General features: G+C 69.1%; 26 protein-coding genes and 1 tRNA gene. 16 read left to right on the top strand and 11 right to left on the bottom strand.

What is annotated here, in order from left to right; all coding sequences use genetic code 11:
• Positions 1–17 precede the first annotated feature (17 nt).
• The 12 genes from ACYQZ5_RS13130 to thsA all read left to right on the top strand — a co-directional run bounded on the left by ACYQZ5_RS13130 (position 18) and on the right by thsA (position 13,068).
• Positions 18–1,067, top strand: coding sequence for a helix-turn-helix transcriptional regulator (locus ACYQZ5_RS13130; RefSeq protein WP_379732516.1), 1,050 nt, complete (start codon positions 18–20; stop codon positions 1,065–1,067).
• A 66-nt stretch (positions 1,068–1,133) separates the two neighbouring features.
• Positions 1,134–1,931: an electron transfer flavoprotein subunit beta/FixA family protein gene (locus ACYQZ5_RS13125; protein ID WP_379732515.1), complete on the top strand. Its 798-nt coding sequence runs from the start codon at positions 1,134–1,136 to the stop codon at positions 1,929–1,931.
• On the top strand, positions 1,928–2,887 hold the full coding sequence (locus tag ACYQZ5_RS13120) for an electron transfer flavoprotein subunit alpha/FixB family protein (protein WP_379818559.1): 960 nt from the start codon (positions 1,928–1,930) through the stop codon (positions 2,885–2,887). The genes ACYQZ5_RS13125 and ACYQZ5_RS13120 overlap by 4 nt, the downstream gene beginning before the upstream one ends.
• Before the next feature lie 202 nt (positions 2,888–3,089).
• On the top strand, positions 3,090–3,422 hold the full coding sequence (gene ahaH / locus ACYQZ5_RS13115) for an ATP synthase archaeal subunit H (RefSeq protein ID WP_379732117.1): 333 nt from the start codon (positions 3,090–3,092) through the stop codon (positions 3,420–3,422).
• Positions 3,409–5,553, top strand: a complete 2,145-nt coding sequence (locus ACYQZ5_RS13110) for a V-type ATP synthase subunit I (protein ID WP_379732118.1) — start codon at positions 3,409–3,411, stop codon at positions 5,551–5,553. Before ahaH ends, ACYQZ5_RS13110 begins: the two co-directional genes overlap by 14 nt.
• A 183-nt stretch (positions 5,554–5,736) precedes the next feature.
• Positions 5,737–5,994 (top strand): ATP synthase subunit K, encoded by a 258-nt coding sequence (locus ACYQZ5_RS13105; RefSeq protein WP_053946888.1) that lies wholly within the window; start codon positions 5,737–5,739, stop codon positions 5,992–5,994.
• Between the two features lie 21 nt (positions 5,995–6,015).
• Complete coding sequence (locus tag ACYQZ5_RS13100) at positions 6,016–6,597, top strand: V-type ATP synthase subunit E (RefSeq protein ID WP_379730862.1); 582 nt, start codon at positions 6,016–6,018, stop codon at positions 6,595–6,597.
• The gene (locus ACYQZ5_RS13095; protein ID WP_379730863.1) at positions 6,594–7,649 is read left to right on the top strand and encodes a V-type ATP synthase subunit C; all 1,056 of its coding nucleotides are present in this window, start codon (positions 6,594–6,596) and stop codon (positions 7,647–7,649) included. The genes ACYQZ5_RS13100 and ACYQZ5_RS13095 overlap by 4 nt, the downstream gene beginning before the upstream one ends.
• Complete coding sequence (locus tag ACYQZ5_RS13090; RefSeq protein ID WP_379730864.1) at positions 7,646–7,972, top strand: V-type ATP synthase subunit F; 327 nt, start codon at positions 7,646–7,648, stop codon at positions 7,970–7,972. Before ACYQZ5_RS13095 ends, ACYQZ5_RS13090 begins: the two co-directional genes overlap by 4 nt.
• Positions 7,973–7,974: 2 nt before the next feature.
• Positions 7,975–9,741, top strand: coding sequence for an ATP synthase subunit A (locus tag ACYQZ5_RS13085; protein ID WP_379730865.1), 1,767 nt, complete (start codon positions 7,975–7,977; stop codon positions 9,739–9,741).
• Entirely contained in the window at positions 9,741–11,171 is a 1,431-nt protein-coding gene (locus ACYQZ5_RS13080) for a V-type ATP synthase subunit B (RefSeq protein ID WP_379730866.1), read from the top strand. Before ACYQZ5_RS13085 ends, ACYQZ5_RS13080 begins: the two co-directional genes overlap by 1 nt.
• Before the next feature lie 244 nt (positions 11,172–11,415).
• Complete coding sequence (gene thsA / locus ACYQZ5_RS13075) at positions 11,416–13,068, top strand: thermosome subunit alpha (protein ID WP_379730872.1); 1,653 nt, start codon at positions 11,416–11,418, stop codon at positions 13,066–13,068.
• A 492-nt stretch (positions 13,069–13,560) separates the two neighbouring features.
• On the opposite strand, the gene ACYQZ5_RS13070 is transcribed toward thsA, so the two are convergent.
• Positions 13,561–13,660: transfer RNA gene (locus tag ACYQZ5_RS13070), tRNA-Arg, on the bottom strand.
• 84 nt (positions 13,661–13,744) lie between these two features.
• On the opposite strand from ACYQZ5_RS13070, the gene ACYQZ5_RS13065 reads away from it, so the two are divergent.
• Genes ACYQZ5_RS13065 through ACYQZ5_RS13055 form a run of 3 tightly spaced genes read left to right on the top strand, consistent with a single transcriptional unit; the run spans position 13,745 to position 16,035 of the window.
• Positions 13,745–14,326 (top strand): AAA family ATPase, encoded by a 582-nt coding sequence (locus ACYQZ5_RS13065; RefSeq protein ID WP_379730867.1) that lies wholly within the window; start codon positions 13,745–13,747, stop codon positions 14,324–14,326.
• On the top strand, positions 14,323–14,790 hold the full coding sequence (locus tag ACYQZ5_RS13060; RefSeq protein WP_379730868.1) for an RNA-binding domain-containing protein: 468 nt from the start codon (positions 14,323–14,325) through the stop codon (positions 14,788–14,790). The genes ACYQZ5_RS13065 and ACYQZ5_RS13060 overlap by 4 nt, the downstream gene beginning before the upstream one ends.
• Positions 14,791–16,035, top strand: coding sequence for a chloride channel protein (locus tag ACYQZ5_RS13055; RefSeq protein WP_379730869.1), 1,245 nt, complete (start codon positions 14,791–14,793; stop codon positions 16,033–16,035).
• Here the strand turns inward: ACYQZ5_RS13055 and ACYQZ5_RS13050 are convergent.
• From ACYQZ5_RS13050 to ACYQZ5_RS13020, 7 genes are all read right to left on the bottom strand, one after another.
• A complete protein-coding gene (locus tag ACYQZ5_RS13050; RefSeq protein ID WP_379730870.1) occupies positions 16,032–16,589 on the bottom strand; it encodes a magnesium transporter in 558 nt (185 codons plus the stop codon). The two genes, ACYQZ5_RS13055 and ACYQZ5_RS13050, sit on opposite strands and share 4 nt — an antisense overlap.
• The gene (locus ACYQZ5_RS13045) at positions 16,586–17,167 is read right to left on the bottom strand and encodes a magnesium transporter (RefSeq protein ID WP_379818564.1); all 582 of its coding nucleotides are present in this window, start codon (positions 17,165–17,167) and stop codon (positions 16,586–16,588) included. The genes ACYQZ5_RS13050 and ACYQZ5_RS13045 overlap by 4 nt, the downstream gene beginning before the upstream one ends.
• Positions 17,168–17,210: 43 nt before the next feature.
• A complete protein-coding gene (locus ACYQZ5_RS13040) occupies positions 17,211–18,461 on the bottom strand; it encodes an MFS transporter (protein WP_459846427.1) in 1,251 nt (416 codons plus the stop codon).
• 74 nt (positions 18,462–18,535) lie between these two features.
• Positions 18,536–19,915 carry a signal recognition particle protein Srp54 gene (locus tag ACYQZ5_RS13035; protein WP_379732257.1) on the bottom strand — a complete coding sequence of 460 codons (1,380 nt, stop codon included), beginning with the start codon at positions 19,913–19,915 and terminating at the stop codon, positions 18,536–18,538.
• Between the two features lie 63 nt (positions 19,916–19,978).
• On the bottom strand, positions 19,979–20,545 hold the full coding sequence (locus ACYQZ5_RS13030) for a hypothetical protein (RefSeq protein ID WP_379818565.1): 567 nt from the start codon (positions 20,543–20,545) through the stop codon (positions 19,979–19,981).
• Positions 20,546–20,584: 39 nt separating this feature from the next.
• Positions 20,585–21,244, bottom strand: coding sequence for a twin-arginine translocation signal domain-containing protein (locus ACYQZ5_RS13025; RefSeq protein WP_379732259.1), 660 nt, complete (start codon positions 21,242–21,244; stop codon positions 20,585–20,587).
• Positions 21,245–21,287: 43 nt separating this feature from the next.
• Positions 21,288–21,809 (bottom strand): Ntn hydrolase family protein, encoded by a 522-nt coding sequence (locus ACYQZ5_RS13020; RefSeq protein ID WP_379818567.1) that lies wholly within the window; start codon positions 21,807–21,809, stop codon positions 21,288–21,290.
• A 78-nt stretch (positions 21,810–21,887) separates the two neighbouring features.
• Here ACYQZ5_RS13020 and ACYQZ5_RS13015 point away from each other — a divergent pair, with 78 nt between their 5' ends.
• Positions 21,888–23,036: a PQQ-binding-like beta-propeller repeat protein gene (locus ACYQZ5_RS13015; protein ID WP_459846425.1), complete on the top strand. Its 1,149-nt coding sequence runs from the start codon at positions 21,888–21,890 to the stop codon at positions 23,034–23,036.
• 13 nt (positions 23,037–23,049) lie between these two features.
• Here the strand turns inward: ACYQZ5_RS13015 and ftsY are convergent, their stop codons facing one another.
• The 3 genes from ftsY to rpl18a are packed head-to-tail and all read right to left on the bottom strand — an operon-like array spanning position 23,050 to position 24,782.
• The gene (ftsY, locus tag ACYQZ5_RS13010) at positions 23,050–24,141 is read right to left on the bottom strand and encodes a signal recognition particle-docking protein FtsY (RefSeq protein ID WP_379818156.1); all 1,092 of its coding nucleotides are present in this window, start codon (positions 24,139–24,141) and stop codon (positions 23,050–23,052) included.
• 6 nt (positions 24,142–24,147) lie between these two features.
• Positions 24,148–24,606: a prefoldin subunit alpha gene (pfdA, locus tag ACYQZ5_RS13005; RefSeq protein ID WP_379732529.1), complete on the bottom strand. Its 459-nt coding sequence runs from the start codon at positions 24,604–24,606 to the stop codon at positions 24,148–24,150.
• Positions 24,606–24,782, bottom strand: a complete 177-nt coding sequence (gene rpl18a, locus ACYQZ5_RS13000) for a 50S ribosomal protein L18Ae (RefSeq protein ID WP_379732530.1) — start codon at positions 24,780–24,782, stop codon at positions 24,606–24,608. The genes pfdA and rpl18a overlap by 1 nt, the downstream gene beginning before the upstream one ends.
• Positions 24,783–24,909: the final 127 nt, after the last annotated feature.

Here is a 24,909-nt window from a genome sequence, read left to right as displayed (position 1 = left end):
GGTGTAACCCTGCGTACATGCGGTACGTCTTCGTCGCCCTCCTGTTAGTCAGCGCGCTCTCTGGCGCCGCAGTAGCTCAAGAGTCACCCGACGTGGGTGCGGCGACGACGACGTTCGACGTGGACCTTCGGCCCGACGGCGACGCCAACTGGACGGTCCGAACCACGATCCCGTTCGACACCGACGAGGAGCGGACGGGGTTCCGTACGTACGCCGAGCGCTTCGAGGACGGGGAGGTGCCGAGCTCGCCCGGGATCGCCTTCTTCGAGTCGGCCGCGGCGGCCTCCTCGTCGCTCACCGACCGTGAGATGACGATCACGAACGTCGAGCGCAGCTACACGGTGGGCAACGGGACGGGGACGCTCCGGCTCCGGTTCCACTGGACGAACTTCCTCGCGCCCGCCGGCGACGGCTACGAACTCAGCGACGCGCTGCTGACCGAGAACGGCACGTGGCTGCGATCGCTCGAAGCGGGTCAGGAGATCGCCATCCGGACGCCCCCGGGGTACGAGATTCAGCGGAGCAGCATCGAGGCACGGCAGGAGAACGAGTCGCTGGTCGTCGTCGGCCCGGAGTCGTTCGACCCGCAGGAGGTCTCGATCACCTACGCCCCGGAGGCGGGCAACGGTCCCGGAGGGTCGCCCGGCTCGCCGGACGGTCCCGGTGGGGCGTTCGACCTCCTCGCCGCGGTGCTGCTGGGGCTGCTGTTCGTCGCCGTCATCGTGCTGGCGGTGTGGCGCTGGCGCGGCGGCGAACCCATCGCGGAGGTCGCGAACGGCAGTCGTTCGGAGCCCTCGACCGAGGATGGCGAGACAGAGACCGAGGAGTCCGACCCCGACGAGCCCGCGGTCGACCCCGAACTGCTCTCCGACGAGGAGCGCGTCGAGGCGCTGCTCGAACGGAACGGCGGGCGGATGCGACAGGCCGACATCGTGAAAGAGACCGACTGGTCGGACGCGAAAGTCTCCCAGCTGCTCTCCCGGATGGCCGACGAGGGGAGCATCGAGAAGCTCCGGCTGGGCCGGGAGAACGTGATCTCGCTGCCCGACGGCGAGGACGAGGAGTAGCCGCAAGCTCCCGTTCGCTGGGGTATAGCGAAAGGATTTACCCCCGGCCGTGGGAAATCAGGGCCGATGAAGATTTTGGTGACCGTCAAGGAGGTGGCGGCCGTCGAGGACGAGTTCGAGATCGACGGGCTGTCCATCGACGAGCGGTACCTCGAGTACGACCTCAACGAGTGGGACGACTACGCCGTCGAGGCGGCGGTCCAGATCGCCGAGGCCGCCGACGAGGACGTCGAAGTCGTCGCGGCCACGATCGGTCCCGAGCGCAGCGAGGAGACGATCCGGATGGCGCTCGCGAAGGGGGCCGACCGCGCGGTCCGCGTCTGGGACGATGCCATCGCCGAGCAGACACTGCTCGACGTGGATGCGAAGGTCAGCGTGTTCGAGCAGGTCGTCGCCGAGGAGGAGCCCGATCTGGTGCTGACGGGCGTGCAGGCGGCCGACGACGCCTTCGGCGCGACCGGCGTCGCGCTCGCCAACCGCGTGGGCTACCAGTGGGCGGCGGTCGTCAACGACCTCGACTACGCGGCCGGCGACGACGTCGCGACCGTCCGGCGCGAACTGGAGGGCGGCGTCGAGGAGATCACCGAGGTCGACCTCCCGGCGGTGCTCTCGATCCAGACCGGGATCAACGAGCCCCGATACGCCAGTCTCCGGGGGATCCGACAGGCCCAGCAGAAGGAGATCGCGCCCCGCGACCTGAGCGATCTCGGCCTCGACGCCGACACCGTCGACGGCGCGCTCGAACTGGTCGACATGTACGAGCCCGAGAGCGAGTCCGACGCGACCATCTTCGAGGGCGGCCCCGAGGAGACCGCCGCGGAGTTGGCTGACGTGCTGCGGGAGAAGGGGGTGGTCGGCGAATGAGCGAGAACGACGTGCTGTTCGTCGCCGAACACCGCCGCGGCGACCTGCGGGACGTGAGCTACGAGGGGATCACCGCCGGGCGCGCCCTCGCGGACGCGCTGGGCGGCGAGCTCCACGTCGCCGTGATCTCCGGGCCCGTCGAGGCGTTCGCGGAGTCGCTGAACACGCCGGGGGTCGACGTCGTCCACACCGCCGACGCCGGCGAGGAGTTCGACCACGACACGTACGCGGCCGCGACGGAGGCGCTCCACGCGGAACTGGAGCCGGCCGCGCTGCTGCTGCCGAACTCGGTCAACGGGCTCGACTACGCGCCCGCGGTCGCGGACTCGCTCGGCCTGCCGTACGCCACCGACGCGGTCGACATCGCGTACGACGACGGCTTGACCGTCACCCGCGAGATGTACGGCTCGAAGGTCGAGACGAGCGTCGAGGTCGCGGGCGACCAGTTCGTCGTCAGCATCCGCAGCGGCGAGTGGCCCGCCGCCGACGGCGCCGGCGACGCCGAGATCACCCCCTTCGAGTTCGACGCGTCGGGCGTCGACGACGGCGCCCGCGTCCAGGGGTTCGAGGAGGTCGGCGGCGGCGACGTGGACATCTCCGAGGCGGAGTTCCTCGTCTCCATCGGCCGCGGGATCGAGGAGGAGGAGAACCTCGACCTGATCCGCGACCTGTGTGACGCGACGGGGGCGACGCTGTCGGCCTCCCGGCCGATCGTCGACAACGACTGGCTGCCGAAGAACCGACAGGTCGGTCAGTCCGGCAAGCAGGTGACGCCGAAAGTGTACCTCGCGATCGGGATCTCTGGCGCGGTCCAGCACGTCGCCGGGATGAAGGGCGCGGAGACGATCATCGCGATCAACACCGACCCCAACGCGCCGATCTTCGACATCGCGGACTACGGCATCGTCGGCGACCTGTTCGACGTGGTGCCGGCGCTGATCGAGGAGTTCAACTAGGAACCTGAACCTCTTTTGCGGGGGCATGTCCTCGCGGGCGACGTAGTCGCCCGCTGCGGCCAGACCCCCGCAAAACCCGTTCATGCCAAAAGGCCGCTCGCTCGGGCTCCGCCCTCGCTCGCGGTCGGAACTGCTGACACTCACCCCGCTCGCTTTCGCAAACACCTTATACGGCCCGGAAAAACCACGAACCGATCAGCTAATGCCCAGACCGGAAGTTCTTGATCGGATCAAGGAGGCGGAGGCCGACGCCGACGAGATCGTCGAGGAGGCTCGCCGGGAGAAGGAAGAACGGATCGCGGAGGCCCGGGAGGAGGCCACCGAGATCCGGGAACAGGCCGAAGAAGAGGCCGACGAGCTCGAGGCCGAGCGGCTCGAGGAGGCCCGCGAGGAGATCGAGCAGGAGAAAGAAGAGATCCTCGAGGAGGGCGAGGAGGAGCGCGAGGCCCTGATCGAGGAGGCCGAAAACAACATCGAGGAGGCCGTGGACTCCGCGGTCGACCAGTTCGTGGAGGCGGTGCATGCTCAGGCCTAAGCGGATGAGCAAGCTCTCGGTGGCCGGCTCCAAGCAGGTGATGGGGTCGGTTATCGAGGTCGTCCACGACGCGAACGTGCTCGACGTCTCCGAGTACGACGGCTCGTGGGAGGGGTTCGAGCCCGGCGATCCGGGAGCCGACGCCGAGCAGGCCTCCGAGAAGCTGGTGACCGTCCGCTCGCTCAAGAGCATGCTCGGCGTCGACGCCGAGTCGGTCGACGCCAGCCGCACGGTCTCCGAGGCGGAGATCGAGCAGGAACTCCCCGAGCTGCGGGATCGCGTCAACGACCTCGACGACGAGCGCGACGACCTGCGGGACGAGCTCCGCGGGATCGAGGAGCGGCTCGACGCCGCACGCCCGTTCGTCGACCTCGGGATCGACCTGAACCTGCTGTCGGGGTACGACAGCCTCGAAGTCGCGGTGGGTCGCGGCGACGAGGACTCCGTCGAGCGGGAACTGCTCGACGCCGAGGGCGTCCGCCAGTACGAGATCTTCTCCGGCGGCGACGTGCTCGCGGTGTTCGTCTACCCCAGTGAGCACGCCGAGGGCGTGCTCGACGACGCGCTCGTCGGCGCGGCGTTCACGTCGATCGACGTGCCCGACGCCGAGGTCGCCCCGGAGTCCTACGTCCGCGAACTCGAGAGCGAGAAACAGGGCATCGAGTCCGAGATCGACGAGATCGAGTCCGAACTCGACGAGCTCCGAGGCGAGCACGCCGAGTTCCTGCTGGCCGCCGAGGAGCACCTCTCGATCCAGGTCCAGAAGGCGGAGGCGCCGCTCTCCTTCGCGACGACAGCGAACACGTTCGTCGCCGAGGGCTGGGTGCCGACCGAGGAGTACGAGTCGGTCAACGCCGCGCTGAAAGACGAGCTCGGTGACCGCATCGAGGTCGAGGAGGTCGAGCGCGCCGCCTTCAAGTCCGACGGCGAGGCGGTCCACGAGCACGGCGAGGCCGTCGCCGACGGCGGCACCACGATCGGGACGGACGAGCCGCCGGTCGTCCAGGACAACAACGGCCTCGTCCAGCCGTTCGAGGTGCTGGTGGAGGCGATCGGCCGGCCGAACTACGACGAGTTCGACCCGACCGCGCTGCTGTTCCTGACGTTCCCGCTGTTCTTCGGCTTCATGATCGGGGACGTGGGCTACGGGCTGGTGTACACCGCCATCGGCGGCTTCCTCTACACGCAGTACGACAGTCCCGGCTTCAAGAGCATGGGCGGCGTGACGATCGCGGCGGGGCTGGCGACGATCGTCTTCGGCTTCCTCTACGGCGAGATCTTCGGCCTGCACACCGTCAGTGAGGTCGTCTGGGGCGGCCACGCGCCGCTGCACAAGGGGCTGATCCCCGAGTACAGCTACTGGGTCCCCGGTTGGATCCTGATCAGCGCGATGGCCGCGCTGGTCCACCTCAACATCGGCTACGTGCTGGGGTTCTTCGAGGAACTGCAGTTCCACGGCATCCGTGCGGCGGTCGTGGAGAAGCTCTCGTGGATCTTCGCGATGAACGGCCTCTGGATCTTCATCGCGAGCAAGTGGTTCCAGAACTCCAAGCCCGAGTTCATCTTCACCGTGTTCAACAGCGGCGAGAAGGCGGCGTTCGCGCTCGGCTTCAGCGGCTTCCCGGTGATCGTCGGGCAGGCCGGGATCGGCCTGTTCCTGCTGGGCGCTCTGCTGCTGGGCCTCGGCGCACCCGCCGAGCTCGTCGAGATCTTCGACGCGCTGGTGAACGTGCTCTCCTACGCCCGACTCGCGGCGGTGCTGCTGGCGAAGGCGGGGATGGCCTTCGCGGTCAACCTGTTCTTCTTCGGCGTCGCCGTCACCGGCGAGGGCGAGCACGCGTCGTGGCACTTCATGACCGGCCACGCCTACGAGGTCGGCGACATGTACCACGGCCACGAGGTCACCGAGATCATGTTCGGCGGCCTGATGCACGGCGGCGTGGCGTCGCTGATCGGCGGCATCCTCGTGCTCGTGCTGGGCCACGTGCTGGTGCTCGCGCTGGGCGTGACCAGCGCCGGCCTGCAGGCGGTGCGCCTGGAGTACTACGAGTTCTTCTCGAAGTTCTTCGACGGCGGCGGCCGCGAGTACGAGCCGTTCGGGCACGAGCGTCAGTTCAGCCGACAGGACTGACGCCACCCTCGCGGATCGTTCTGTACCGCTGACGATTTTTCGGCGGCTGACACCCGCTGCAGCAGCGCGTATGTGGCCGACTCGCACGGTTCTCTCGGGGACTTTGGGAAGGTTTATGACCGTCGTGGGGCCAACTACGGCTTGTTCGGAGACGACCGACTACGAACCCGAGTTGATACCCATATGTTCGAAAGCGCACCCCAATTCGCAAGTCTCGTACTGCAGGAAGGAGCCAGCGGCCCCGCCATCACCTCGACCGGTATGGCAGCCCTCGCCGTCGGCCTCGCCGGCCTCGGCGCGGGTTACGCGGAGCGAGGTATCGGTTCGGCCGCCGTCGGCGCCGTCGCGGAGGACGACGATCTCTTCGTGCAGGCACTGATTCTGACCGTCCTGCCGGAGACGATCCTCATCTTCGCGCTGGTCGCCATGATCCTGGCGTAACTTTCCTCTCCCTTTCCGCTCATGAGCTTGGAAACCGTCGTCGAGGACGTTCGAGACGAAGCCCGCGCGCGTGCCGAGGAGATACGCGAAGAGGGCGAGAGCCGGGCAGAGGAGATCATCTCGGAGGCGGAGGCCGACGCCGAGGAGATTGTACAGCAGCGCGAGGAGGACGTCGAGGCACAGATCGACGAGGAGCGCGAACAGGCGCTGTCGAGCGCGAAGCTTACGGCCAAGCAGAAGCGCCTGGAAGCCCGTCGTGACGTGCTGGAGCAGGTCCGCGAGCAGCTCGAGGAGCGCGTCGCCGAGATCGACGGCGAGCGCCGCGAGGAGCTGACCCGCTCGCTGCTCGATTCGGCCGCCGAGGAGTTCGACGATGACGCGGACGTGGAAGTGTACGGCCGCGCCGCCGACGAGGAGCTACTGACCGACCTGCTCTCGGAGTACGAGGGCTGGTCGTTCGCCGGCACCGAGGACTGCCTCGGCGGCGTCGTGGTCAGAAGCGAGAGCTCCCGCGTCAGCGTCGACAACACCTTCGACTCCGTGATCGCGGAGGTCTGGGACGAGGAGCTCAAACGCATCAGCGAACAACTCTTCGAAGAATGAGCGCTACCGGCAGTTCCAACCCGGAGTACGTCAACGCTCGCGTGAGCGCCCGGCGTGCGACGCTGTTCGACGAGGAGGACTACCGGAAGCTGGTGCGGATGAGTCCCGACGAGATCACCCGCTACATGGAGGAGTCGACGTACCAGGGGCCGATCAACCGGCTCGGCTCGCGGTTCTCCGGCGTCGACCTCCTCGAGTACGGGCTGAACGCGGGGCTGGCTGACACGTTCGACGAGCTGCTCGCGTGGGCGGACGGCCGCCTCTACGAGCAGGTCGCACGCTACCTGCGGAAGTTCGACGCGTGGAACGTGAAGACGGCCGTCCGCGGCATCTACGCCGGCACCGACGCGGAGGCGGTCGAGGACGACCTGATCCGTGCCGGAGAGTTCGACGACGCCCTCCTCGACCAGCTGGTCGAGGCCGAGAGCGTCGAGGCGATCGTCGACCTGCTCGACGGCACCATCTTCGGCGACGCCCTCGCGGCGGCCGCCGAGGAGTACGAGGAGACCGGGACGCTCGTTCCCCTGGAGAACGCCATCGACCGGGCGTACTACGAGAACCTGTTCGAGGGCGTGACGAGCGTCTCCGGCGCCGGCCCGGAGTCGGCGTACGCCGAGTACCTCCAGGCGGAGATCGACTTCCGGAACGCGCGCAACGCGCTCCGGCTCGCCCGCAGCGGCGCCGAGATCGATCCCGCGGAGTACTACATCGAGGGCGGCGCGCTGTTCGAGCCGGAGGAGCTGTCGGCGCTGTCCCGGGATATCGAGCAGCTGGTCGAGCACATCCGCGAGAGCCGGTACGGCGACGAGCTCTCGACCGCGCTCGACGATCTCGCCGAGGCGGACAGCCTCATCGAGTTCGAGCAGGCGCTCGACGCGGCGCTGCTCGAGCACGCACGCAACGCGGCCCACGCACACCCGATGTCGGTGTGTCCCGTGATCGCGTTCGTGCTCGCGAAGGAGCGTGAGGCGGACAACATCCGTGCCATCGCCCGAGGCAAGGAGGCGGGGCTCGACCCCGACGACATTCGGGCGGAACTGGTGGTACGATGAGTCAGGAGATCGCCGTGATCGGGAGCCCGGAGTTCACGACCGGGTTCCGCCTCGCCGGCGTCCGGAAGTTCGAGGACGTCCCCGAGGAGGAGAAGGCCGAGCGGCTCGACGACGCCGTCGAGTCGACGATCGCCGACGACGACGTGGGCATCGTCGTGATGCACGACGACGACCTCGACTACCTCTCGCGGGGGACCCGCGAGGACGTCGAGACCAGCGTCGAGCCGACGTTCGTCACGCTCGGCGGCGGCGCCGGCAGCGGCGGGCTGCGCGACCAGATCAAACGAGCCATCGGTATCGACCTGATGGACGACGAGGACTAACAATGAGTCAGGCAACAGACGTCGCCGCGGAAGACCGCGGCCAGATCGAGAGCGTGAGTGGTCCGGTCGTGACCGCCGTCGACCTCGACGCCCGGATGAACGACGTCGTCTACGTGGGCGACGAAGGGCTGATGGGCGAAGTTATCGAGATCGAGGGCAACGTCACGACGATCCAAGTGTACGAGGAGACCTCCGGGGTCGGCCCCGGCGAACCCGTGATCAACACGGGGGAGCCGCTGACGGTCGACCTGGGGCCGGGGATGCTCGACTCCATCTACGACGGCGTCCAGCGTCCGCTGGACGTCCTCGAGGAGAAGATGGGGTCGGCGTTCCTCGACCGCGGTGTCGACGCACCCGGCATCGACATGGAGAAGGAGTGGGAGTTCCGCCCCGAAGTCGAGCCGGGCGACACCGTCGAACCCAGCGACATCGTCGGCGAGGTGCCCGAGACCCAGACCATCGACCACAAGGTCATGGTCCCGCCGGACTACGAGGGCGGCACCGTCGAGTCCGTCGAGGAGGGCGAGTTCTCCGTCGAGGAGACGATCGTCACCCTGGAGAACGGCGAGGAGATCCAGATGCACCAGGAGTGGCCGGTTCGTGAGGCCCGGCCGGTCGAGGAGAAGCAGACCCCGACCGAGCCGCTGATCTCCGGCCAGCGCATCCTCGACGGCCTGTTCCCGCTCGCGAAGGGCGGGACGGCCGCGATCCCGGGTCCGTTCGGCTCCGGGAAGACGGTCACCCAGCAGAGCCTCGCGAAGTTCGCCGACGCCGACATCGTCGTCTACATCGGCTGTGGCGAGCGGGGCAACGAGATGACCGAAGTGATCGACGACTTCCCGGAGCTGCCCGACCCCCAGACCGGGAACCCGCTGATGGAGCGGACGACGCTGATCGCGAACACCTCGAACATGCCCGTGGCCGCGCGGGAGTCCTGTGTGTACACGGGGATCACGATCGGGGAGTTCTACCGCGACATGGGGTACGACGTGGCGCTGATGGCCGACTCCACCTCCCGGTGGGCCGAGGCCATGCGCGAGATCTCCTCCCGGCTGGAGGAGATGCCCGGCGAGGAGGGGTACCCGGCGTACCTCGCCGCCCGCCTCTCCCAGTTCTACGAGCGGGCCGGCTACTTCGAGAACATCAACGGCAGCGAGGGCTCGATCTCGGTGATCGGCGCGGTCTCGCCGCCGGGCGGTGACTTCTCGGAGCCGGTGACCCAGAACACGCTGCGTATCGTCAAGACGTTCTGGGCGCTGGACTCCGACCTGGCCGAGCGCCGGCACTTCCCGGCGATCAACTGGGACGAGTCCTACTCGCTGTACAAGGACCAGCTCGACGAGTGGTTCGAGGAGAACGTCGACCCCGAGTGGCCCGACCGGCGACAGTGGGCCGTCGACGTGCTCGACGAGGAGAGCGAGCTGCAGGAGATCGTCCAGCTCGTCGGGGAGGACGCCCTGCCCGACGACCAGCAGCTCACCCTCGAGGTCGCGCGCTACATCCGCGAGGGGTGGCTCCAGCAGAACGCCTTCATCGAGGTGGACCAGTACTGTCCGCCCGAGAAGACGTTCCAGATGCTGGGTGCGATCAAGAAGTTCAACGACGAGGCGTTCGAGGCGCTCGACGCCGGGGTCCCGGTCGACGAGATCACCAGCATCGACGCCGCGCCGAAGCTCAACCGCATCGCGACCACTCCCGACGACGAGGTCGAGGACCACGTCGAGGAGCTGAAAGACGAGATCGAGACCGAACTTCGCGAGCTCTACTGATGAAAGAGTACCAAACCATCACCGAGATTTCCGGCCCGCTCGTCTTCGCCGAGGTCGACGAGTCCATCGGGTACGACGAGATGGTGGAGATCGAGACTGCCGACGGGCGACAGCTCCGTGGGCAGGTGCTCGAGTCCGCCGACGAGCTCGTCGCGATCCAGGTGTTCGAGGGCACGAGCGGTATCGACCGCAACGCGTCCGTGCGGTTCACGGGCGAGACGCTGAAGATGCCCGTCACCGAGGACCTGCTCGGGCGGGTGCTGGACGGGTCGGGCACGCCGATCGACGGCGGTCCCGACATCGTCCCCGACGAGCGCCACGACATCGTCGGCGAGGCGATCAACCCCGTCTCCCGGGAGTACCCCGAGGAGTTCATCCAGACTGGCGTCTCCGCCATCGACGGCATGAACACGCTGGTCCGCGGCCAGAAGCTGCCGATCTTCTCCGCGTCGGGGCTGCCCCACAGCGAGCTCGCGCTCCAGATCGCCCGGCAGGCGACCGTCCCCGAGGAGGACGAGGCCGGCGAGGAGTCGGAGTTCGCCGTGGTGTTCGGCGCCATGGGGATCACCCAGGAGGAGGCAAACGAGTTCATGGCCGACTTCGAGCGCACCGGCGCGCTGGAACGCTCGGTCGTGTTCATGAACCTCGCCGACGACCCGGCAGTCGAGCGGACGGTCACGCCGCGGATGGCGCTGACCACCGCCGAGTACCTCGCCTTCGAGAAGGGGTACCACGTGCTGACGATCCTGACGGACATGACCAACTACTGCGAGGCGCTCCGAGAGATCGGCGCCGCGCGTGAGGAGGTCCCCGGCCGGCGTGGCTACCCCGGGTACATGTACACCGACCTGGCCCAGCTCTACGAGCGGGCCGGCCGTATCGACGGCCGAGAGGGCTCGGTGACGCAGATCCCGATCCTCACCATGCCCGGCGAGGACGACACCCACCCGATCCCGGACCTGACCGGCTACATCACCGAGGGCCAGATCGTGATGGACCGGGACCTCGACAGCAAGGGGCTCGAGCCGCCCGTCAACGTCCTGCCCAGCCTCTCCCGGCTGATGGACGACGGTATCGGCGAGGGACTCACCCGCGAGGACCACGGCGACCTCAAGGACCAGCTGTTCGCGGCGTACGCGGAGGGTGAGGACCTGCGCGACCTCGTGAACATCGTCGGCCGCGAGGCGCTGTCGGAGACCGACAACAAGTACCTCGACTTCGCCGACCGCTTCGAGTCGGAGTTCATCGATCAGGGCTACCAGACCAACCGCGACATCGAGGAGACCCTCGACATCGGTTGGGAGCTCATCTCGCTGCTCCCGAAGACGGAGCTCAACCGTATCGGCGAGGACCTGATCGAGGAGTACTACGTCGAGGACCCCTCAGTCGACGCCGACGCCGACTCCGGGGAAGCGCCCGCGGACGACTAAGCCGGTCACGGCTCGCGGCATCTCCTCTCTCCGTTTTCTTTCCTCGACGCACGCGCCCGCGAAGGACTACAGTGTAGAAGCCGACTGGCGACAATCTTACTTAAACAGGCCGTGTGAACTGTTGTCAAGCCGTCGTTGGGGCTGTATGCGTGGGTGTCTCACGCTTTGAACGAAACATCTTTATAGAACCATGGACAATCTATCAGTACACATGAGCCAGCAACAGCGGATGGGCAACCAGCCCATGATCGTACTTTCCGAGGACAGCCAGCGAACCTCCGGGAAGGACGCCCAGGAGATGAACATCACGGCCGGGAAGGCCGTCGCCGAGTCGGTCCGCACCACGCTCGGACCCAAAGGCATGGACAAGATGCTCGTCGACTCCTCGGGCGGCGTCGTCGTCACGAACGACGGCGTGACGATCCTGAAGGAGATGGACATCGACCACCCCGCGGCCAACATGATCGTCGAAGTCTCCGAGACCCAGGAGGAGGAGGTCGGCGACGGCACCACGACCGCCGTCGTCGTCGGCGGTGAGCTCCTGGACCAGGCCGAGGAGCTGGTCGAGTCCGACGTCCACCCCACCACGATCGCGCAGGGGTACCGACAGGCCGCCGAGAAGGCCAAGGAGATCCTGAACGAGGAGGCCATCGAGGTCACTGCGGACGACTACGACACCCTGACCAAGATCGCCGAGACGGCGATGACGGGCAAGGGCGCCGAGACGGCCAAGGAGCAGCTGGCCGAGCTGGTCGTCGACGCCGTGCTCGCGGTGCGTGACGAGGGCGGTATCGACACCGACAACGTCTCGATCGAGAAGGTCGTCGGCGGCTCCATCGAGAACTCCGAGCTGATCGAGGGCGTCATCGTCGACAAGGAGCGCGTCAACGAGAACATGCCCTACGCCGTCGAGGACGCGAACGTCGCGCTGTTCGACGGCGCCATCGAGGTCAAGGAGACCGAGATCGACGCCGAGGTCAACGTCACCGACCCCGACCAGCTCCAGCAGTTCATGGAGCAGGAGGAGGAGCAGCTCCGCGAGATGGTCGACCACCTCGTCGACGTCGGCGCGGACGTGGTGTTCGTCGGTGACGGCATCGACGACATCGCCCAGCACTACCTCGCACAGGAGGGCATCCTCGCGGTCCGTCGCGCCAAGAACGACGATCTGAAGGCGCTGGCTCGCTCGACCGGCGCGACGACCGTCTCCGCCCTCGAGGACATCGAGGAGGAGGACCTCGGCTTCGCCGGCAGCGTCGCCCAGAAGGACATCGGCGGCGACGAGCGCATCTTCGTCGAGGACGTCGAGGAGGCCCGCTCGGTCACGCTCGTCCTCCGCGGCGGCACCGACCACGTGGTCGACGAGCTCGAGCGCGCCATCGACGACTCGATCGGCGTGGTTCGCACGACGCTGGTCGACGGGAAGGTGCTGCCCGGCGGCGGCGCCCCCGAGACCGAGCTCGCGCTCCAGCTCCGCCAGTTCGCCGACTCCGTCGGGGGCCGCGAGCAGCTGGCCGTCGAGGCGTTCGCCGACGCGCTGGAGGTCATCCCGCGCACGCTCGCCGAGAACGCGGGTCTCGACCCGATCGACTCGCTGGTCGACCTGCGCGCCAGCCACGACGCCGGCAACTTCACCACGGGTCTCGACGCCTACACCGGCGACATCATCGACATGCAGGAGGACGGCGTCGTCGAGCCTCTCCGCGTGAAGACTCAGGCAGTCGAGTCCGCCACGGAGGCCGCCACGATGATCCTCCGTATCGACGACGTGATCGCCGCGGGCGACCTCGCGGGCGGTCAGGTCGGCGACGACGACGGCGACGACGGCCCCGCCGGCGGTATGGGCGGCGGCATGGGCGGCATGGGCGGTATGGGCGGCATGGGCGGCGCGATGTGAAAGTAGGCCGCTAACTAACGCCACCCCGCCGCCTTCCGTTTCCCGCAGCACCGATCGCCGAACGATCGACGTTTTTCGGACCCGCTCCGGACGCTGTCGCCCGTTTCGGTCGACGTATCCCTCCGGAATTTATTAGTGAACGCGTTTCCTCCCCTCAGATACCCGACTGGTCCGTCGGGTTGTCAGAGGCAGGCCGGCGGGTTGTCGGTCCCGCTTCGAGAGCCGGGGCTTGCGTCCCGGTCTTTTTACTGAACGCTCAGCGCCGGGTTCTCGGGACGTACCGCGAGAACGAGCGAGTAGCTTCGAACGGCTGGGGTTCGTGAACGTCGTCGACTGACTGCAGGGTGTGGCGCCGCTGCTGCTCCCGTTCTCCGTAGACAGCGGGCGCGGTGGGATTCGAACCACGGTCGGACGTGCTCGCTTCGCTGCGCGCGACCTCCCTGATTCGAACCCCACGTGCCGTTTTCACGGCTCGCTTCGCTCGCCGGAAAACGGGCGCGGTGGGATTCGAACCCACGACCACCGGATTGCTCCCCCCGCGGGACCACCGGGGTTAGAAGTCCGACGCTCTGTCCAGCTGAGCTACGCGCCCTCACACGTCCATTACCCTCGGCGAGCAAAAGCGGCCGGGTTCGTCCCGTAGCCCTTAACCCCGCCAGCCGAGAACCCCGAGCCGATGCGAATCATCGGCACCGTCGGGCTGCCGGGCAGCGGCAAGGGCGAGGCCGCCGCGGTCGCCCGGGAGGAGGAGCTCCCCGTCGTGACGATGGGCGACGTGATCCGGGAGGAGACCCGGCGGCGCGGCCTCGACCCGAGCGAACACCACGGCGAGATCGCCCAACAGCTCCGCGAGGAGGAGGGCGAGACCGCCATCGCCGACCGCTGTATCCCGATGGTCCGGGAGGCCGCCGAGGAGCAGGACGGCGAGCCGGTCGTGCTCGTCGACGGCCTGCGCTCGATGGCCGAAGTGGAGCGGTTCGTCGACGCCTTCGGCGAGGACTTCCTGCTCGTCTCCATCGAGGCCCCCTTCGACCTGCGCGCCAAGCGGTTGGGCGACCGCGGCCGGGAGGCGACCGACCTCGACCGTGAGAAGCTCCGGGAGCGCGAGGAGCGCGAACTCGGCTTCGGGATGGGCGAGGTGATCGACGCCGCCGACCTCACGATCCACAACGACGACTCGCTGGAGCGCTTCCGCGAGCAGGTCCGGGCGGTGCTGGAGCGCGGGACGACCGACATCGACGACGAAGCCCACCAATGATCTACAGCATCGACGTCACGATCGAGGTCCCGGTACAGGCGACGGAGGTGGCCGACCGCGTCGAGGACGCCGTCACCAACCTCTTCCCCGACGCGGAGTTCCGCCGCGAGCCCGACCGCTTCGTCGCCGAGAGCCACTCGCTCGACGCGTTCTCGGACGTGCTCCACGAACAGGAGATCCTCGACACCGCGCGCCGGGAGTTCTACAACGGTATGGACGAGGAGGGGTTCGCGTTCGACCTGAAGAAACAGCCCGCCTTCGAGGGCGTCGTCAACTTCGCGGTGGGGTCCGAGGACGAACTCGGCGACATCCACGTCCGGGTCGACGTACGCGAGCCCGACGTGGAGTCCTTCATCGACCACGTCGCCCCGCCAACCGAGGAGGGACGCCCGGTCGACCCCGGGACGGACCGGCGGGACTCGGACGACTACCACGAACCCGCCGACGGCGCCTCCGACGGATAGATGCGCCTCGGGCGGTACCACCGCACTCTCGTTCTCGCGGCCGTCGTCGGCGTCGCCGTCGGCCTGTTCGCCACGGGGTTCCGACTGGCGTGGAAGGCCGGCCTCGACCTGCTCTGGGGTGGGACCGTCGTCCCGTGGCACCGGATCGTCGTCAGCACTGTCGCGGGCGTCCTCATCGGCGCCATCGGGACGCTGAGCCACTACCCCGGCTCGCTCGCCGCCGTCGTCCGGGACTTCCACGAACACGGCGCGATCCCCGCCCGCGACAACATCCCCGTCGTCCCCTCGAACTTCATCGGCCTGATCGCCGGGCAGGGCGCCGGCCCGGAGGGGATGATGAGCGTCGTCGGCGGCTCGCTGGGCACCCGCGTCGGCGAGCGCCTCGACGCCGGCGGCCGCAAACTGCTCACGCTCGCGGGGATGGGTGCGGGGTTCGGGACGATCCTCGGCGCGCCGATCGGGGGCTCGCTGCTCTGGCTCGAACTCCCCCACCGCCGCGGCATCGAGTACTACGAGGCCATCGTGCCGACGCTGGTCGCGAGCTTCTCGGGCTACCTGGTGATGGTCTCGATGGGCGGGCTCTCACTGTTCAACGTCTGGGAGGCCGACCTCCTCTACCAGTACGCGCCGTGGCACCTCGGCGCCGCGCTGCTGATCGGGGTCGCCGTCGTCCCGATCGCGCACGTGTACGACCGCGTGTTCTCGGTCGTGGGCCGCCTGCTCAACCGCTACTCCCCGCGGCTAATCGTCCGGACGACCGTCGCCGGGCTCGGGATCGGGCTGCTCGGCTACGCGCTCCCGCTCACCTACTTCTACGGCGGCGCCCAGATCAACGCGGTGCTCAACGGCCAGCACTCGCTCGGCCTGCTGATCGCGGTGCTGGGCGGGGAGATGATCGCCGCGGCGCTGACGATCCAAGGGAACTGGCACGGCGGGCTGATCATCCCCCACATGTTCATGGGCGCGGTGATCGGGCAGGCGCTCTCGCTGGTCGTCCCCGGCCTGCCCGCCCCCATCGCGATGCTGGTGGGGATGGCGGCGTTCAACGCGACGATCACGGGAACGCCGCTGTCCTCCGCGCTGATCGCCATCTCGCTGACCAACGGTGCGGCGATCGTCCCCGTGTTCCTCGGCAGCCTCGCCTCGTTCGTCGTCGGCCCGTCGGTCGGCTTCGTCGGCACCGAGCAGCCCCGCCGCGAACACGAGGGGCCGCTGGTCGCGTTCGACGAGGACACCGGGGACTAGAGCGCGAGCTGTACCACCGCGAACAGCACCACCACGCCCAGCACGTCGCAGGTGTTCGTGACCACGGGGATCACCACGTCGTCGGGGTCGAGCCGGTAGCGGTAGGCCACGTACGTCGCGCCGAGCGTAACCGCGACCGCGAGCACCGCCAGCACGACGCCGCTGCACAGCGAGATCCAGACGACGGTGCCGACGGCCAACTGCACCCCGCCGAGCAGCGACTGCAGCACCCACGCGCCGGCGCCGACGACGGGGAACAGCGTCACCGCGAGCGCGACGGTCGCGACCGCGTTGCCCGCCAGCGACTCGTCGGTCGGCGAGAAATCGAGCGTCCCGAGGTGAAACGCCGTCGAGAGCCGCGACGCGAGCACGCTGCCGAGGTTGCCCGCGGTGCCGATGGTGACGGGGACGAGCACCAGCAGCGTCGGGTACCGGTAGAGTTCGGCCTCGAACGTGCCGAGCACCAGCCCCGAGCCGACCTCGACCATCGTCATCACGAGCAACACGGGCAGCGTCGCCCGCGTGATCGCCCGGACCGTCCAGTCGGTCGTCACGCCCCACCTCCCAGCGCCAGCACGACCCGCACCGCGAGCAGCAGGAAGGCGACGCCGAACACGTCGCCGGTCGTCGTCACGACCGGCCCGACCAGCGTGTCGGGGTCGTACCCGTTGCGGTAGCCAACGAACACGACGACGACTACGACCGCGGTCAGCGCGACCCCGGAGAGCAGCCCCGCGACGAGGCTGACCGCCACGAGCGTCGTCACCGGTGCGACTGTATCGCCAAACGCCGTGAGGAGCAGGAACACCGCGACGGCGGCGACGGCGCTCGCGAGCAGGCCGTTCGCCAGCGCGGCCGTCATCGCCCCGCGCAGCCGTCGGTTGCCGAGGTCGACCCGTGGCTCGACCAGCCCCTGGTGGAGACCGGTCGAGAGCCGCGCGCCGAGGCTGCCGTAGACGTTCCCCCGGGTCGCCAGCAGCGCCGGCACGAGCACCAGCAGCCCGGGGACCGCCCGGAGTTCGGCCTGCATCCCGCCGAGGACGACGCCCGCGAGCAGGCCGCCGACGACGCTCGCCCCCAGCGCGGGCAGCGCCGACTCGTACGCCTCCCGGGCGACGGCGAGGACGCTCATCGACTGGAGCGTCGGCGTCGCCGGTGAAAAACCCCCGAGCCGGCTACCCCTCGCGACTCAGCAACGCGATCAGCCCCAGCAGCACGAGCGCGACCACCAGCGACCCGCCGAGCGCCGCGAACGCGGCGTCGTACCCCCGCGTGTCGATCAGGAAGCCGGTCACCCCCGGTGCGATCGCGCCCGCGGTCATCAACACTGTCCGCACGACGCCCAGCCCCCCGCCGGCGGCGTCGTCGGGCAGCAGCGACATCAGGTACGCGCTCCGCACGGGCCGGAAGCCGTGGGCGCCGATCCCGAACAGCACGACGGCGGCGCCGACGGCGGCGACGCCACGCACCGAGAGCAGCAGCGCCGCGCCGGCGACCGCGGCGACGACGGTCGCGAACAGCATCGGCAGCCGCCCCACGCGGTCGGTGAGCTCGCCGGTCCCCAACTGGACCAGCGCGACGACGAACAGCGCGGAGTAGATCGTGTTGCCGACGGCGCGTCCCAGCCCCGCGCCCGCGTCGGCGGCGAGGTAGCTCGGCAGGAACGCCACCACCCCGTTGTAGCCGAACGCGAACGCGACGGTGACGCCGACGAACAGCGCCACCCGGGGCGCCCGCAGCAGCCCGAGGTAGCCGAGCAGCGAGCCGTCGACCCCGCTGCTTCCTTCGTCGCCCGTATCGGCGGCGCCGCGCCCCTCCAGATGTCGCGGCGTTCGTCGGACGAACAGCACGGTCAGCGCGGCGACCGCGAGACCGCTCGCGAGGAACAGCCCCCGCCAGTCCGGCAGCGCGTACGTCACCGCCAGCGGTGCCGCGACGCCGCCGAAGGCCGCGACCGTGTCGAGCACGCCGAGCGCCCGCCCCGTCCGCTGCTCGTGGACCGTCGCGAGCAGGCGAACGGCGACGGTCTTGTGTGCGCCGGTCCCGACGCCGATCAGGAGCATCCCGGCGACAACGCCGAGGAACTCCCCCGGCACGGCCGAAACGGGACCGACGGGCACTGGGAGGTCCGGCAGCGGGAGCGGCACGACGAGCGCGAGCGAGCCGAGAGCCGCCACGACGGCGCCGGCGGCGATCACCCGGACCGGTCCCCGGCGGTCGGCGACCACGCCGGAGGGGAACTGCATCAGCGCGTAGACGGTCATCAGCGCGGAGAACGCCAGCCCGGTCGCGGTGTTGGAGACGCCGAAGGCGACCTGAAACGGGTCGAAAAGCGGCGGGAACAGGTAGCGCACGAACTTCGCCATGAACCACAAGAGCGTGGTGAGAACGAGCGCGTCGTAGCGCGCGAGGCGGCGAAGCTCCATCGGGGCGGGCTACCCCGGCCGCGGGCAAAAAGCGCGCGGATGCGGCGAACGCGGTTCGGTATCGACGACCGGCCTCAGAACGGCCCCATGCCGCCGAGGCCGCCGCCGTCGCCGCCCTGCATCTTCTTCATCATCCGCTGCATGTCGCCGTCGCCCATCCCCTGGAACTGGTTCAGGGTCTTGTCCATCATCTTGTGTTGCTGGAGCAGCTCCTGCACCGTCTCCTCGTCGGTGCCCGAGCCGCGGGCGATGCGTTTGACCTGCTGGGCGCCGATGGAGCGGGGGTCCTCGAGCTCCTCTTCGGTCATCGAGTCCATGATGACCTCGAAGTTGCGCATCCGGTCCTGGGTCACGTCCATCGCGTCGTCGGGGAGCTGGTCCATCATCCCGCCGCCCATCCCGGGGATCATGTCCATCACTTGATCGAGCGGCCCCATCTTGTTCATCGCGTCCATCTGCCGCTGCATGTCCTTCAGGGTGAAGCTCCCCTCCAGCATGTCCTCGGGCTCCCAGTCCTCGTCCTCGTCGCCGGTCTCCTGCATCGCGCGCTCGACGCGCTCGGAGAGCTGTTTGAGGTCGCCCATCCCGAGCAGCCGGGAGATGAAGCCGTCCGGCTCGAAGCGCTCGATGTCCTGGACCGTCTCGCCGGTGCCGAGGAACGCGATGGAGGAGTCGGTCTCGTTGACCGCGGTGAGCGCCCCGCCACCTTTCGCGGTCCCGTCGAGCTTGGTGATCGCGACGCCGTCGACGCCGATGGCGTCGTCGAACTCCCGGGCCTGTTCCTTGGCGCCCTGCCCGATGGCGGCGTCGAGCACCAGGAGGTTCCGGTCGGGGTTCACTTCACGCTCGATCTCCTCGATCTCGTCGATCAGCTCGGACTCCAGCGCGTGCCGACCCGCGGTGTCGACGATGTGCACGTCGGCGTCGCTGGTGGCTTCGAGGCCGTCGCGGGCGATCTTCACGGGGTCCTCGGCGTCGGGGTCGCCGTAGAACTGCACCTCCGCGTTCTCGGCCATCTGCTTGGCCTGCTGGTAGGAGCCGGGCCGGAACGTGTCGGTCTGGATGACCGCCGGGCGCAGCCCCTTCTTCGAGAACCACCACGCGATCTTGGCGGCGGTCGTCGTCTTCCCCGACCCCTGCAGCCCCGAGAGCATGATCGTCTGGGGCTCAAGCGGGATCTCGGTGGAGTCGCCGACGACGTCGACCATCTCCTCGTAGACGATCTTGAGGATGTGGTCCCGCGCGGAGGTGCCGCCGGGCGGCTCCTCGTTGAGCGCGCGCTCCTCGATGTTCGAGGAGAGATCCATCACCAGGTCGACCTCGACGTCGGCCTGCAGCAGCGAGCGCTGGATCTCCTTCACGATCTCCTGGACGTCCTCCTCGTCCAGGCGGGACTTCCCGCGGAGCGTGTCCATCGTGCCCCGGAGGGAGCTCCCGAGATTGTCGAGTACCATCTTACCCCACCGTTGGCGGCCGACCCATAAACGCTTGTCCGTCCGAACGGGTCGCCGTGGCCGCTACGACACCCAACTGCCGAACCTCGTGACCCGCTCGAACGTCGCCGGGATGCGGACGAACGTCGCGGCGACGTCCTCGTCGTCACCGCGCTCGCAGTCCGACCCTCGCTCCGTCGACTCGTACCGGAGTTCGACGGCGACGCTGCCGGCTGGTCCCTGCTCGGCCTCGCGCCACTGGAGTCGCTGCAGTTCCCAGTCGACACATTCGTCGACTCGATACTGGTGGACGAGCACCGATTCGGCCGAAAGGTCAGTCCCGGCGAGGAACGCCTCGGCGGCGTCGACGCCGGTCGCGTCCGCCGAGAAGTAGAGCGCCTCAAGTTCGTCGCGCGACCCGACGAGCCACCGTTCGCTGTCCCACTCCATCGTCGGGCTGACCAGCGTCGACCGGACTGCCGGCTCTCCCCCGGCGTGTCGAACGGTCACGCTCTCGGGGTCGTCGACGCGCTCCTCGTACCCGCGTTCGGTCATCGTCGGCGTCTGGCTCCGCCGGTCCTCACTCCCGGCACAGCCACTCAGCCCCGCGAGGAGGGCGGAAGCGAGGACCCGTCGCCGCGTGAGACGCATGGATCGCAGTTTCCGCCCCAGTAAGGTGTGTTTTGTCCCCTACAGCCGGACGACCCGCACGTCGTCGACGTAGTGGGTGGCGTCGGCCTCCCAGACGACGCTCACGCCGATCGAGAAGTACAGCGTCTCCGGCACGGAGTCCGGCTCCCACGTGTAGCTGTACTCGCGCCAGCCCGCCGCGAGGTGGAGCGGTTCGCGCAGGCCGCCGTAGGGCGCGCCGTCGACGTCCGAGGAGCTTACCCCCGGATCGGGGAAGTCGCCCTCCTCGGTCGGCGCCTCGGGGCCGAGATACGAGACCACGTTGCGGAGGATGTTGAACGACTCAGACTCGCTCCAGGCGTCGAAGCTCACTTCGAACGCCTCGGCGTCGCCCGGCGAGAGCTCCGTGGTCGCCCACGCCGTCCCGTCGTCGTGGTCGCCCTCGGTGACCACCGAGAGGCTCCAGTCGCCCTCGCTGGCCTGCTCCTGCGAGCGCTCGATGGCCCACTCGAAATCCGACAGCTCCTCCTCCGGGCCGATGTGGGCGGCCGTCTCCCAGCCGCCGAGGCCGTCCTCGAAGCTCTCGGTCAGCCGTATCTCGTCGCCGCCGCCGCTGCCCGGCGTCGAACAGCCGGCGAGCGCGCCCCCGAGACCGACGGCGACGCCGGCTTTGATCGCGCTCCGCCGGCTCAGTGATTGCTCGATCCTTTCGTCACTCATACCCGTCACTCGTTTCAAACAGCTAATTACTTTTCGCCGCGCGTCACTCGCTCGTGAGCGTCCAGGCGTCCGCGTCCTCGCCCGTGCGGGTGTCGCGTTGGGCGACGCCCTCGATAACCTCCCGCGCGAACGTCTCCGCCTCGTCGAGGTCGCTCGGCACGCCGGCCTCCAGCCGGCCGAACGCCAGCTCCGCGCCCGTCCCGAGCGCGACCGGCGAGTCGTCGATGACGCTCCCGTCGGCGTACACCGCCCGGACCTGCGCGTGACCCTCGCCGTCCCGCGCGGCCACGGCGGCGTCGGTTCCAACTGCCTCGGCGATTCCGGTCGCCATCCGGGTGAACGGCTCGATCCCGGGGTTCTCGCCGTGGTCGCTTTCGTACGCCCGGCGTTTCCCGTCGAGCTCGCGCCGGAACTCGCCCGGGTCGGCGACGGCCGCCGCGCCGCAGTCGCCGAACTCGGCGATCCGGTCGGCGTGCTTGCTGCTGACGGTGTCGTTGTCGACGACCAGTCGGTCGGCCGCGAGCACGGCGCCTCCCTCGGTCTCGAACGCGACGACGGTGGGCATGGGCCGGGGTTGGGCGCCCCGACGGAAAACGCTCCCGCGCCACAGCGGCCAAGTGCGTCCGCGCCCACTCTCGGACGAATGCCCTCCCGACGCGATCTGCTCGCCACGATCGGCGCCGGCACGGCGCTCGGCTTCGCGGGCTGTGCCGGCCGCGGCTGTACGCCCGCCGAACCGGCCGGAATCGAGTGGCCCAATTCCGGCGGCGACGCCCGGAACGCCGCCGCGGCGCCCGACCTGCCCGCACCCGCACGGGTCGCGGAACGCTGGCGCGCGACGCTCGCGCCGGACGGCGGTTTGGACGCGTTCGCGGGCGTCGTCGCCGGCGGCGACCGGCTCGTCGCGCTCGGCCGCAGCGGGGACGCCGGCGTCTGGAGCCAGTTCGACGTGCGGACCGGCGACCGAACCGACCACGCCCGACTCCCCGCGACGATCGCCGCGCCGCCGGTCCTCGTCGACGGCCACACCGCAGTCGTCTTCCAGACCGACGACGGCGCCGCCCTCCACCTGCTCGACGGCGGCGAGGTGGTCGACCGCCACTCGCTCGCGAACTACCCGACGACGCCGCGGGCTGCCGGCGGCGTCCTGTTCGGCGGCGACGCCGACGGCGCGTACGCCTACGAGGTGGGAAACGGGGAGCGCTGGCGCCAGCCGTTCGGCGACCCCGAGGAGGCTCCGGCGACCCCCTACCCGCCGGCGGTCGACGAGGAGCGAGTGTACGTCACTGTCACCAGCGAGAGCGACCGCGGGGTGTACGCGCTCGACAGGCGCGACGGCGAGATTCTGTGGTCGGTGCCGGGACTGCGCGCGTTCCGGGCGCCCGCTCGGAGCGGCTCGCTCCTGCTCGTCCCCGTGAAGTCCGAACTCGTGGCGCTCGACGCCGCGACCGGGGAGCGCCAGTGGAGGACGGCGACGCGGGACGACCGGCCGGCGTTCCCCCCGCCCGCGGGGCTCGGGGCGCGGCTCGCCCTCTCGGACGGCGAAACGGTTCACGGGATCGACCGCGACACCGGCGAGAAGCAGTGGTCGACCGACCTCGACAGCCCGGACCGGCCAGCGGTCGTCGGCGACAGCGTGCTCGTCGGTGCGGACGGCGTCGTCGCGCTGGATCTCGCCGACGGGAGCGAGCGCTGGCGGATCGACGACGTGTCGGCGGCGATGCCACTGGGCAACGGTGTGCTCGCGCGGCGCAGGGACGAGCTGATCGCGTGTACTGCCTGCGAGAACTGAGACCGGGGCGGCGCTACTCCTCGTCGGCGAGTAGCTCGTCGACCAGCGCCTCGGGGTCGAACGCCCGGATGTCGTCGTACCCCTGCCCGGTGCCGAGGAAGAGGACGGGCTTGCCCGTCACGTGGGCGATCGAGATCGCGGCGCCGCCGGAGGAGTCGGCGTCGGCCTTCGTCAGCACCGTGCCATCGATCTCCGCGGCGTCGTCGAACTCCTTCGCGCGCTCGACCGCGTCCTGTCCGGCGACGGCCTCGTCGACGAACAGCGTCATCTCGGGGTCGACCACGCGGTGGATCTTCTCCAACTGGGTCATCAGGTCGTTGGAGGTGTGCAGGCGGCCGGCGGTGTCGCCCAGCACCACGTCCACGTCGTTGGCTTCGGCGTACTCGACGCCGTCGTAGATGACCGCGGCAGGGTCACCGCCCTGCTCGTGGGAGATCACCTTCCGGCCGACGTTCTCGGCGTGCTTCTCGATCTGCTCGTTCGCGCCGGCGCGGTAGGTGTCGCCGTTCGCGAGGACGGAGCTGTAGCCGCGCTTGCCCAGCCACTCGCTCATCTTGGCGATCGAGGTGGTCTTGCCGACGCCGTTGACGCCCGTGAACACGATCGTCACGGGCTTGTCGGCCTCGGCGATGCGCTGCTCGAAGTCGAACTGGCCGACGGAGATCACGTCGACCAGCGCGTCGTGCAGCGCCTCCTCGACCAGTTCGGCGGTGGTGTCGACCTGCTTTCGGGTCTCCCCGATCAGCTGCTCGCGCACCGCGTCGAGGATCTCCTCGGCGACGCTCATCTCCACGTCGCTCTCTAAAAGCGCCATCTCCAGCGACCAGAGCGGCTCCTCTAAGTCTTCCTCCTCGATGATGACCCGCCCGGTCGCGAAGGCGGCGGCCTGCCGCAGCCGGCCGGGGCCGCCGTCGTCGTCCGCCTCGTCGCTCGACTCGCGGTCCGGCGCCGCGGCGGGGGTCGAGTCCTCGTCGGCCTCCGTCGCCGGTTCAGCCTCGTCCGCCTCGGCTTCCGCCGCAGCCTCGGCTTCGGCCTCCTTCTCCTCGACCTCCTCCTCGACGTCGTCGCGGAACGAGCCGAGCTTATCCTTCAGTCCGTCGAACATGGGGCCTTACTGACCGCCGTCCTCGCCCTGCTGCTGCATCTGCTGCATCTGCTGCTGCTGCATCTGCTGCTGCATCTGCTGGGCGCGCTGTTCGAGTTCGGCGCTCTCCTCCTCGAGCTCGGTGATCTCCTCGCGCACCTCGCTGATGCGGTCGTCGAGGGACTCCTTCTTCGACTCGAGGGCGTCGATGGCGTCGCCCTGCTCCTGCTCGGCCGCGTAGCCGCCGCCGAGGTCGACGATGATCTCGTCGATGTCCTGAACCTCCGCGCGGACGTACGCGCCGCCGCCGAGGGGCACCTGCACCGTCGAGCCGCTGTCGAGCGTCTCGATCGCCTCGATGGCGTCGTCGACGCCCGCCTTCTCCTCCTGGAACTCCTCGATCTCGGCTTCCTTCTCCTCGATCTCGATGTCGAGCTCCTCCAGCTCCTGGGAGAGCTGCTGCAGCTGCTGCTGGCCACCACCCATCATGCGGCGGTCACCTCCTCGATCTCGATCTGCGTGCGCTGGAGGTTGTGCTCCGCGCCGAACTGGGAGAGCACGTGCTCCTCGGCGACCGACTCGTTCTCGGCGTCGACGCTCCGCTCGAAGGCCTGCCGCCCGTCCCGGGCCTCGAACGTACCGCTCACAGTAAACTGACTCATAGCCGAAAATGGCCGGGCGAGCGGGAAGTAGCTTCCGAAAGGGTACTCGCTCGGTAGCGGTGGGCGCAGTCGAGCCACGGCATCGAGCTTCGCGGGAGTGACACGGCTGTCACTCCCGGTCGCTCCC

The sequence above is a fragment of the Halolamina salina genome (assembly GCF_054653455.1).
The sequence above is the reverse complement of the archived record's forward strand: the minus strand, read 5'-3'. Positions and strand labels throughout refer to the sequence as shown.

What these genes read in the sequence shown, in the direction of transcription:
- ACYQZ5_RS13130 (WP_379732516.1), top strand. Translation starts at nt 18, where the DNA reads ATGCGGTACGTCTTCGTCGCCCTCCTGTTAGTCAGCGCGCTCTCTGGC.
- ACYQZ5_RS13125 (WP_379732515.1), top strand. Translation starts at nt 1,134, where the DNA reads ATGAAGATTTTGGTGACCGTCAAGGAGGTGGCGGCCGTCGAGGACGAG.
- ACYQZ5_RS13120 (WP_379818559.1), top strand. Translation starts at nt 1,928, where the DNA reads ATGAGCGAGAACGACGTGCTGTTCGTCGCCGAACACCGCCGCGGCGAC.
- ahaH (WP_379732117.1), top strand. Translation starts at nt 3,090, where the DNA reads ATGCCCAGACCGGAAGTTCTTGATCGGATCAAGGAGGCGGAGGCCGAC.
- ACYQZ5_RS13110 (WP_379732118.1), top strand. Translation starts at nt 3,409, where the DNA reads ATGCTCAGGCCTAAGCGGATGAGCAAGCTCTCGGTGGCCGGCTCCAAG.
- ACYQZ5_RS13105 (WP_053946888.1), top strand. Translation starts at nt 5,737, where the DNA reads ATGTTCGAAAGCGCACCCCAATTCGCAAGTCTCGTACTGCAGGAAGGA.
- ACYQZ5_RS13100 (WP_379730862.1), top strand. Translation starts at nt 6,016, where the DNA reads ATGAGCTTGGAAACCGTCGTCGAGGACGTTCGAGACGAAGCCCGCGCG.
- ACYQZ5_RS13095 (WP_379730863.1), top strand. Translation starts at nt 6,594, where the DNA reads ATGAGCGCTACCGGCAGTTCCAACCCGGAGTACGTCAACGCTCGCGTG.
- ACYQZ5_RS13090 (WP_379730864.1), top strand. Translation starts at nt 7,646, where the DNA reads ATGAGTCAGGAGATCGCCGTGATCGGGAGCCCGGAGTTCACGACCGGG.
- ACYQZ5_RS13085 (WP_379730865.1), top strand. Translation starts at nt 7,975, where the DNA reads ATGAGTCAGGCAACAGACGTCGCCGCGGAAGACCGCGGCCAGATCGAG.
- ACYQZ5_RS13080 (WP_379730866.1), top strand. Translation starts at nt 9,741, where the DNA reads ATGAAAGAGTACCAAACCATCACCGAGATTTCCGGCCCGCTCGTCTTC.
- thsA (WP_379730872.1), top strand. Translation starts at nt 11,416, where the DNA reads ATGATCGTACTTTCCGAGGACAGCCAGCGAACCTCCGGGAAGGACGCC.
- ACYQZ5_RS13065 (WP_379730867.1), top strand. Translation starts at nt 13,745, where the DNA reads ATGCGAATCATCGGCACCGTCGGGCTGCCGGGCAGCGGCAAGGGCGAG.
- ACYQZ5_RS13060 (WP_379730868.1), top strand. Translation starts at nt 14,323, where the DNA reads ATGATCTACAGCATCGACGTCACGATCGAGGTCCCGGTACAGGCGACG.
- ACYQZ5_RS13055 (WP_379730869.1), top strand. Translation starts at nt 14,791, where the DNA reads ATGCGCCTCGGGCGGTACCACCGCACTCTCGTTCTCGCGGCCGTCGTC.
- ACYQZ5_RS13045 (WP_379818564.1), bottom strand. Translation starts at nt 17,167, where the DNA reads ATGAGCGTCCTCGCCGTCGCCCGGGAGGCGTACGAGTCGGCGCTGCCC.
- ACYQZ5_RS13040 (WP_459846427.1), bottom strand. Translation starts at nt 18,461, where the DNA reads ATGGAGCTTCGCCGCCTCGCGCGCTACGACGCGCTCGTTCTCACCACG.
- ACYQZ5_RS13035 (WP_379732257.1), bottom strand. Translation starts at nt 19,915, where the DNA reads ATGGTACTCGACAATCTCGGGAGCTCCCTCCGGGGCACGATGGACACG.
- ACYQZ5_RS13030 (WP_379818565.1), bottom strand. Translation starts at nt 20,545, where the DNA reads ATGCGTCTCACGCGGCGACGGGTCCTCGCTTCCGCCCTCCTCGCGGGG.
- ACYQZ5_RS13025 (WP_379732259.1), bottom strand. Translation starts at nt 21,244, where the DNA reads ATGAGTGACGAAAGGATCGAGCAATCACTGAGCCGGCGGAGCGCGATC.
- ACYQZ5_RS13020 (WP_379818567.1), bottom strand. Translation starts at nt 21,809, where the DNA reads ATGCCCACCGTCGTCGCGTTCGAGACCGAGGGAGGCGCCGTGCTCGCG.
- ACYQZ5_RS13015 (WP_459846425.1), top strand. Translation starts at nt 21,888, where the DNA reads ATGCCCTCCCGACGCGATCTGCTCGCCACGATCGGCGCCGGCACGGCG.
- ftsY (WP_379818156.1), bottom strand. Translation starts at nt 24,141, where the DNA reads ATGTTCGACGGACTGAAGGATAAGCTCGGCTCGTTCCGCGACGACGTC.
- pfdA (WP_379732529.1), bottom strand. Translation starts at nt 24,606, where the DNA reads ATGGGTGGTGGCCAGCAGCAGCTGCAGCAGCTCTCCCAGGAGCTGGAG.
- rpl18a (WP_379732530.1), bottom strand. Translation starts at nt 24,782, where the DNA reads ATGAGTCAGTTTACTGTGAGCGGTACGTTCGAGGCCCGGGACGGGCGG.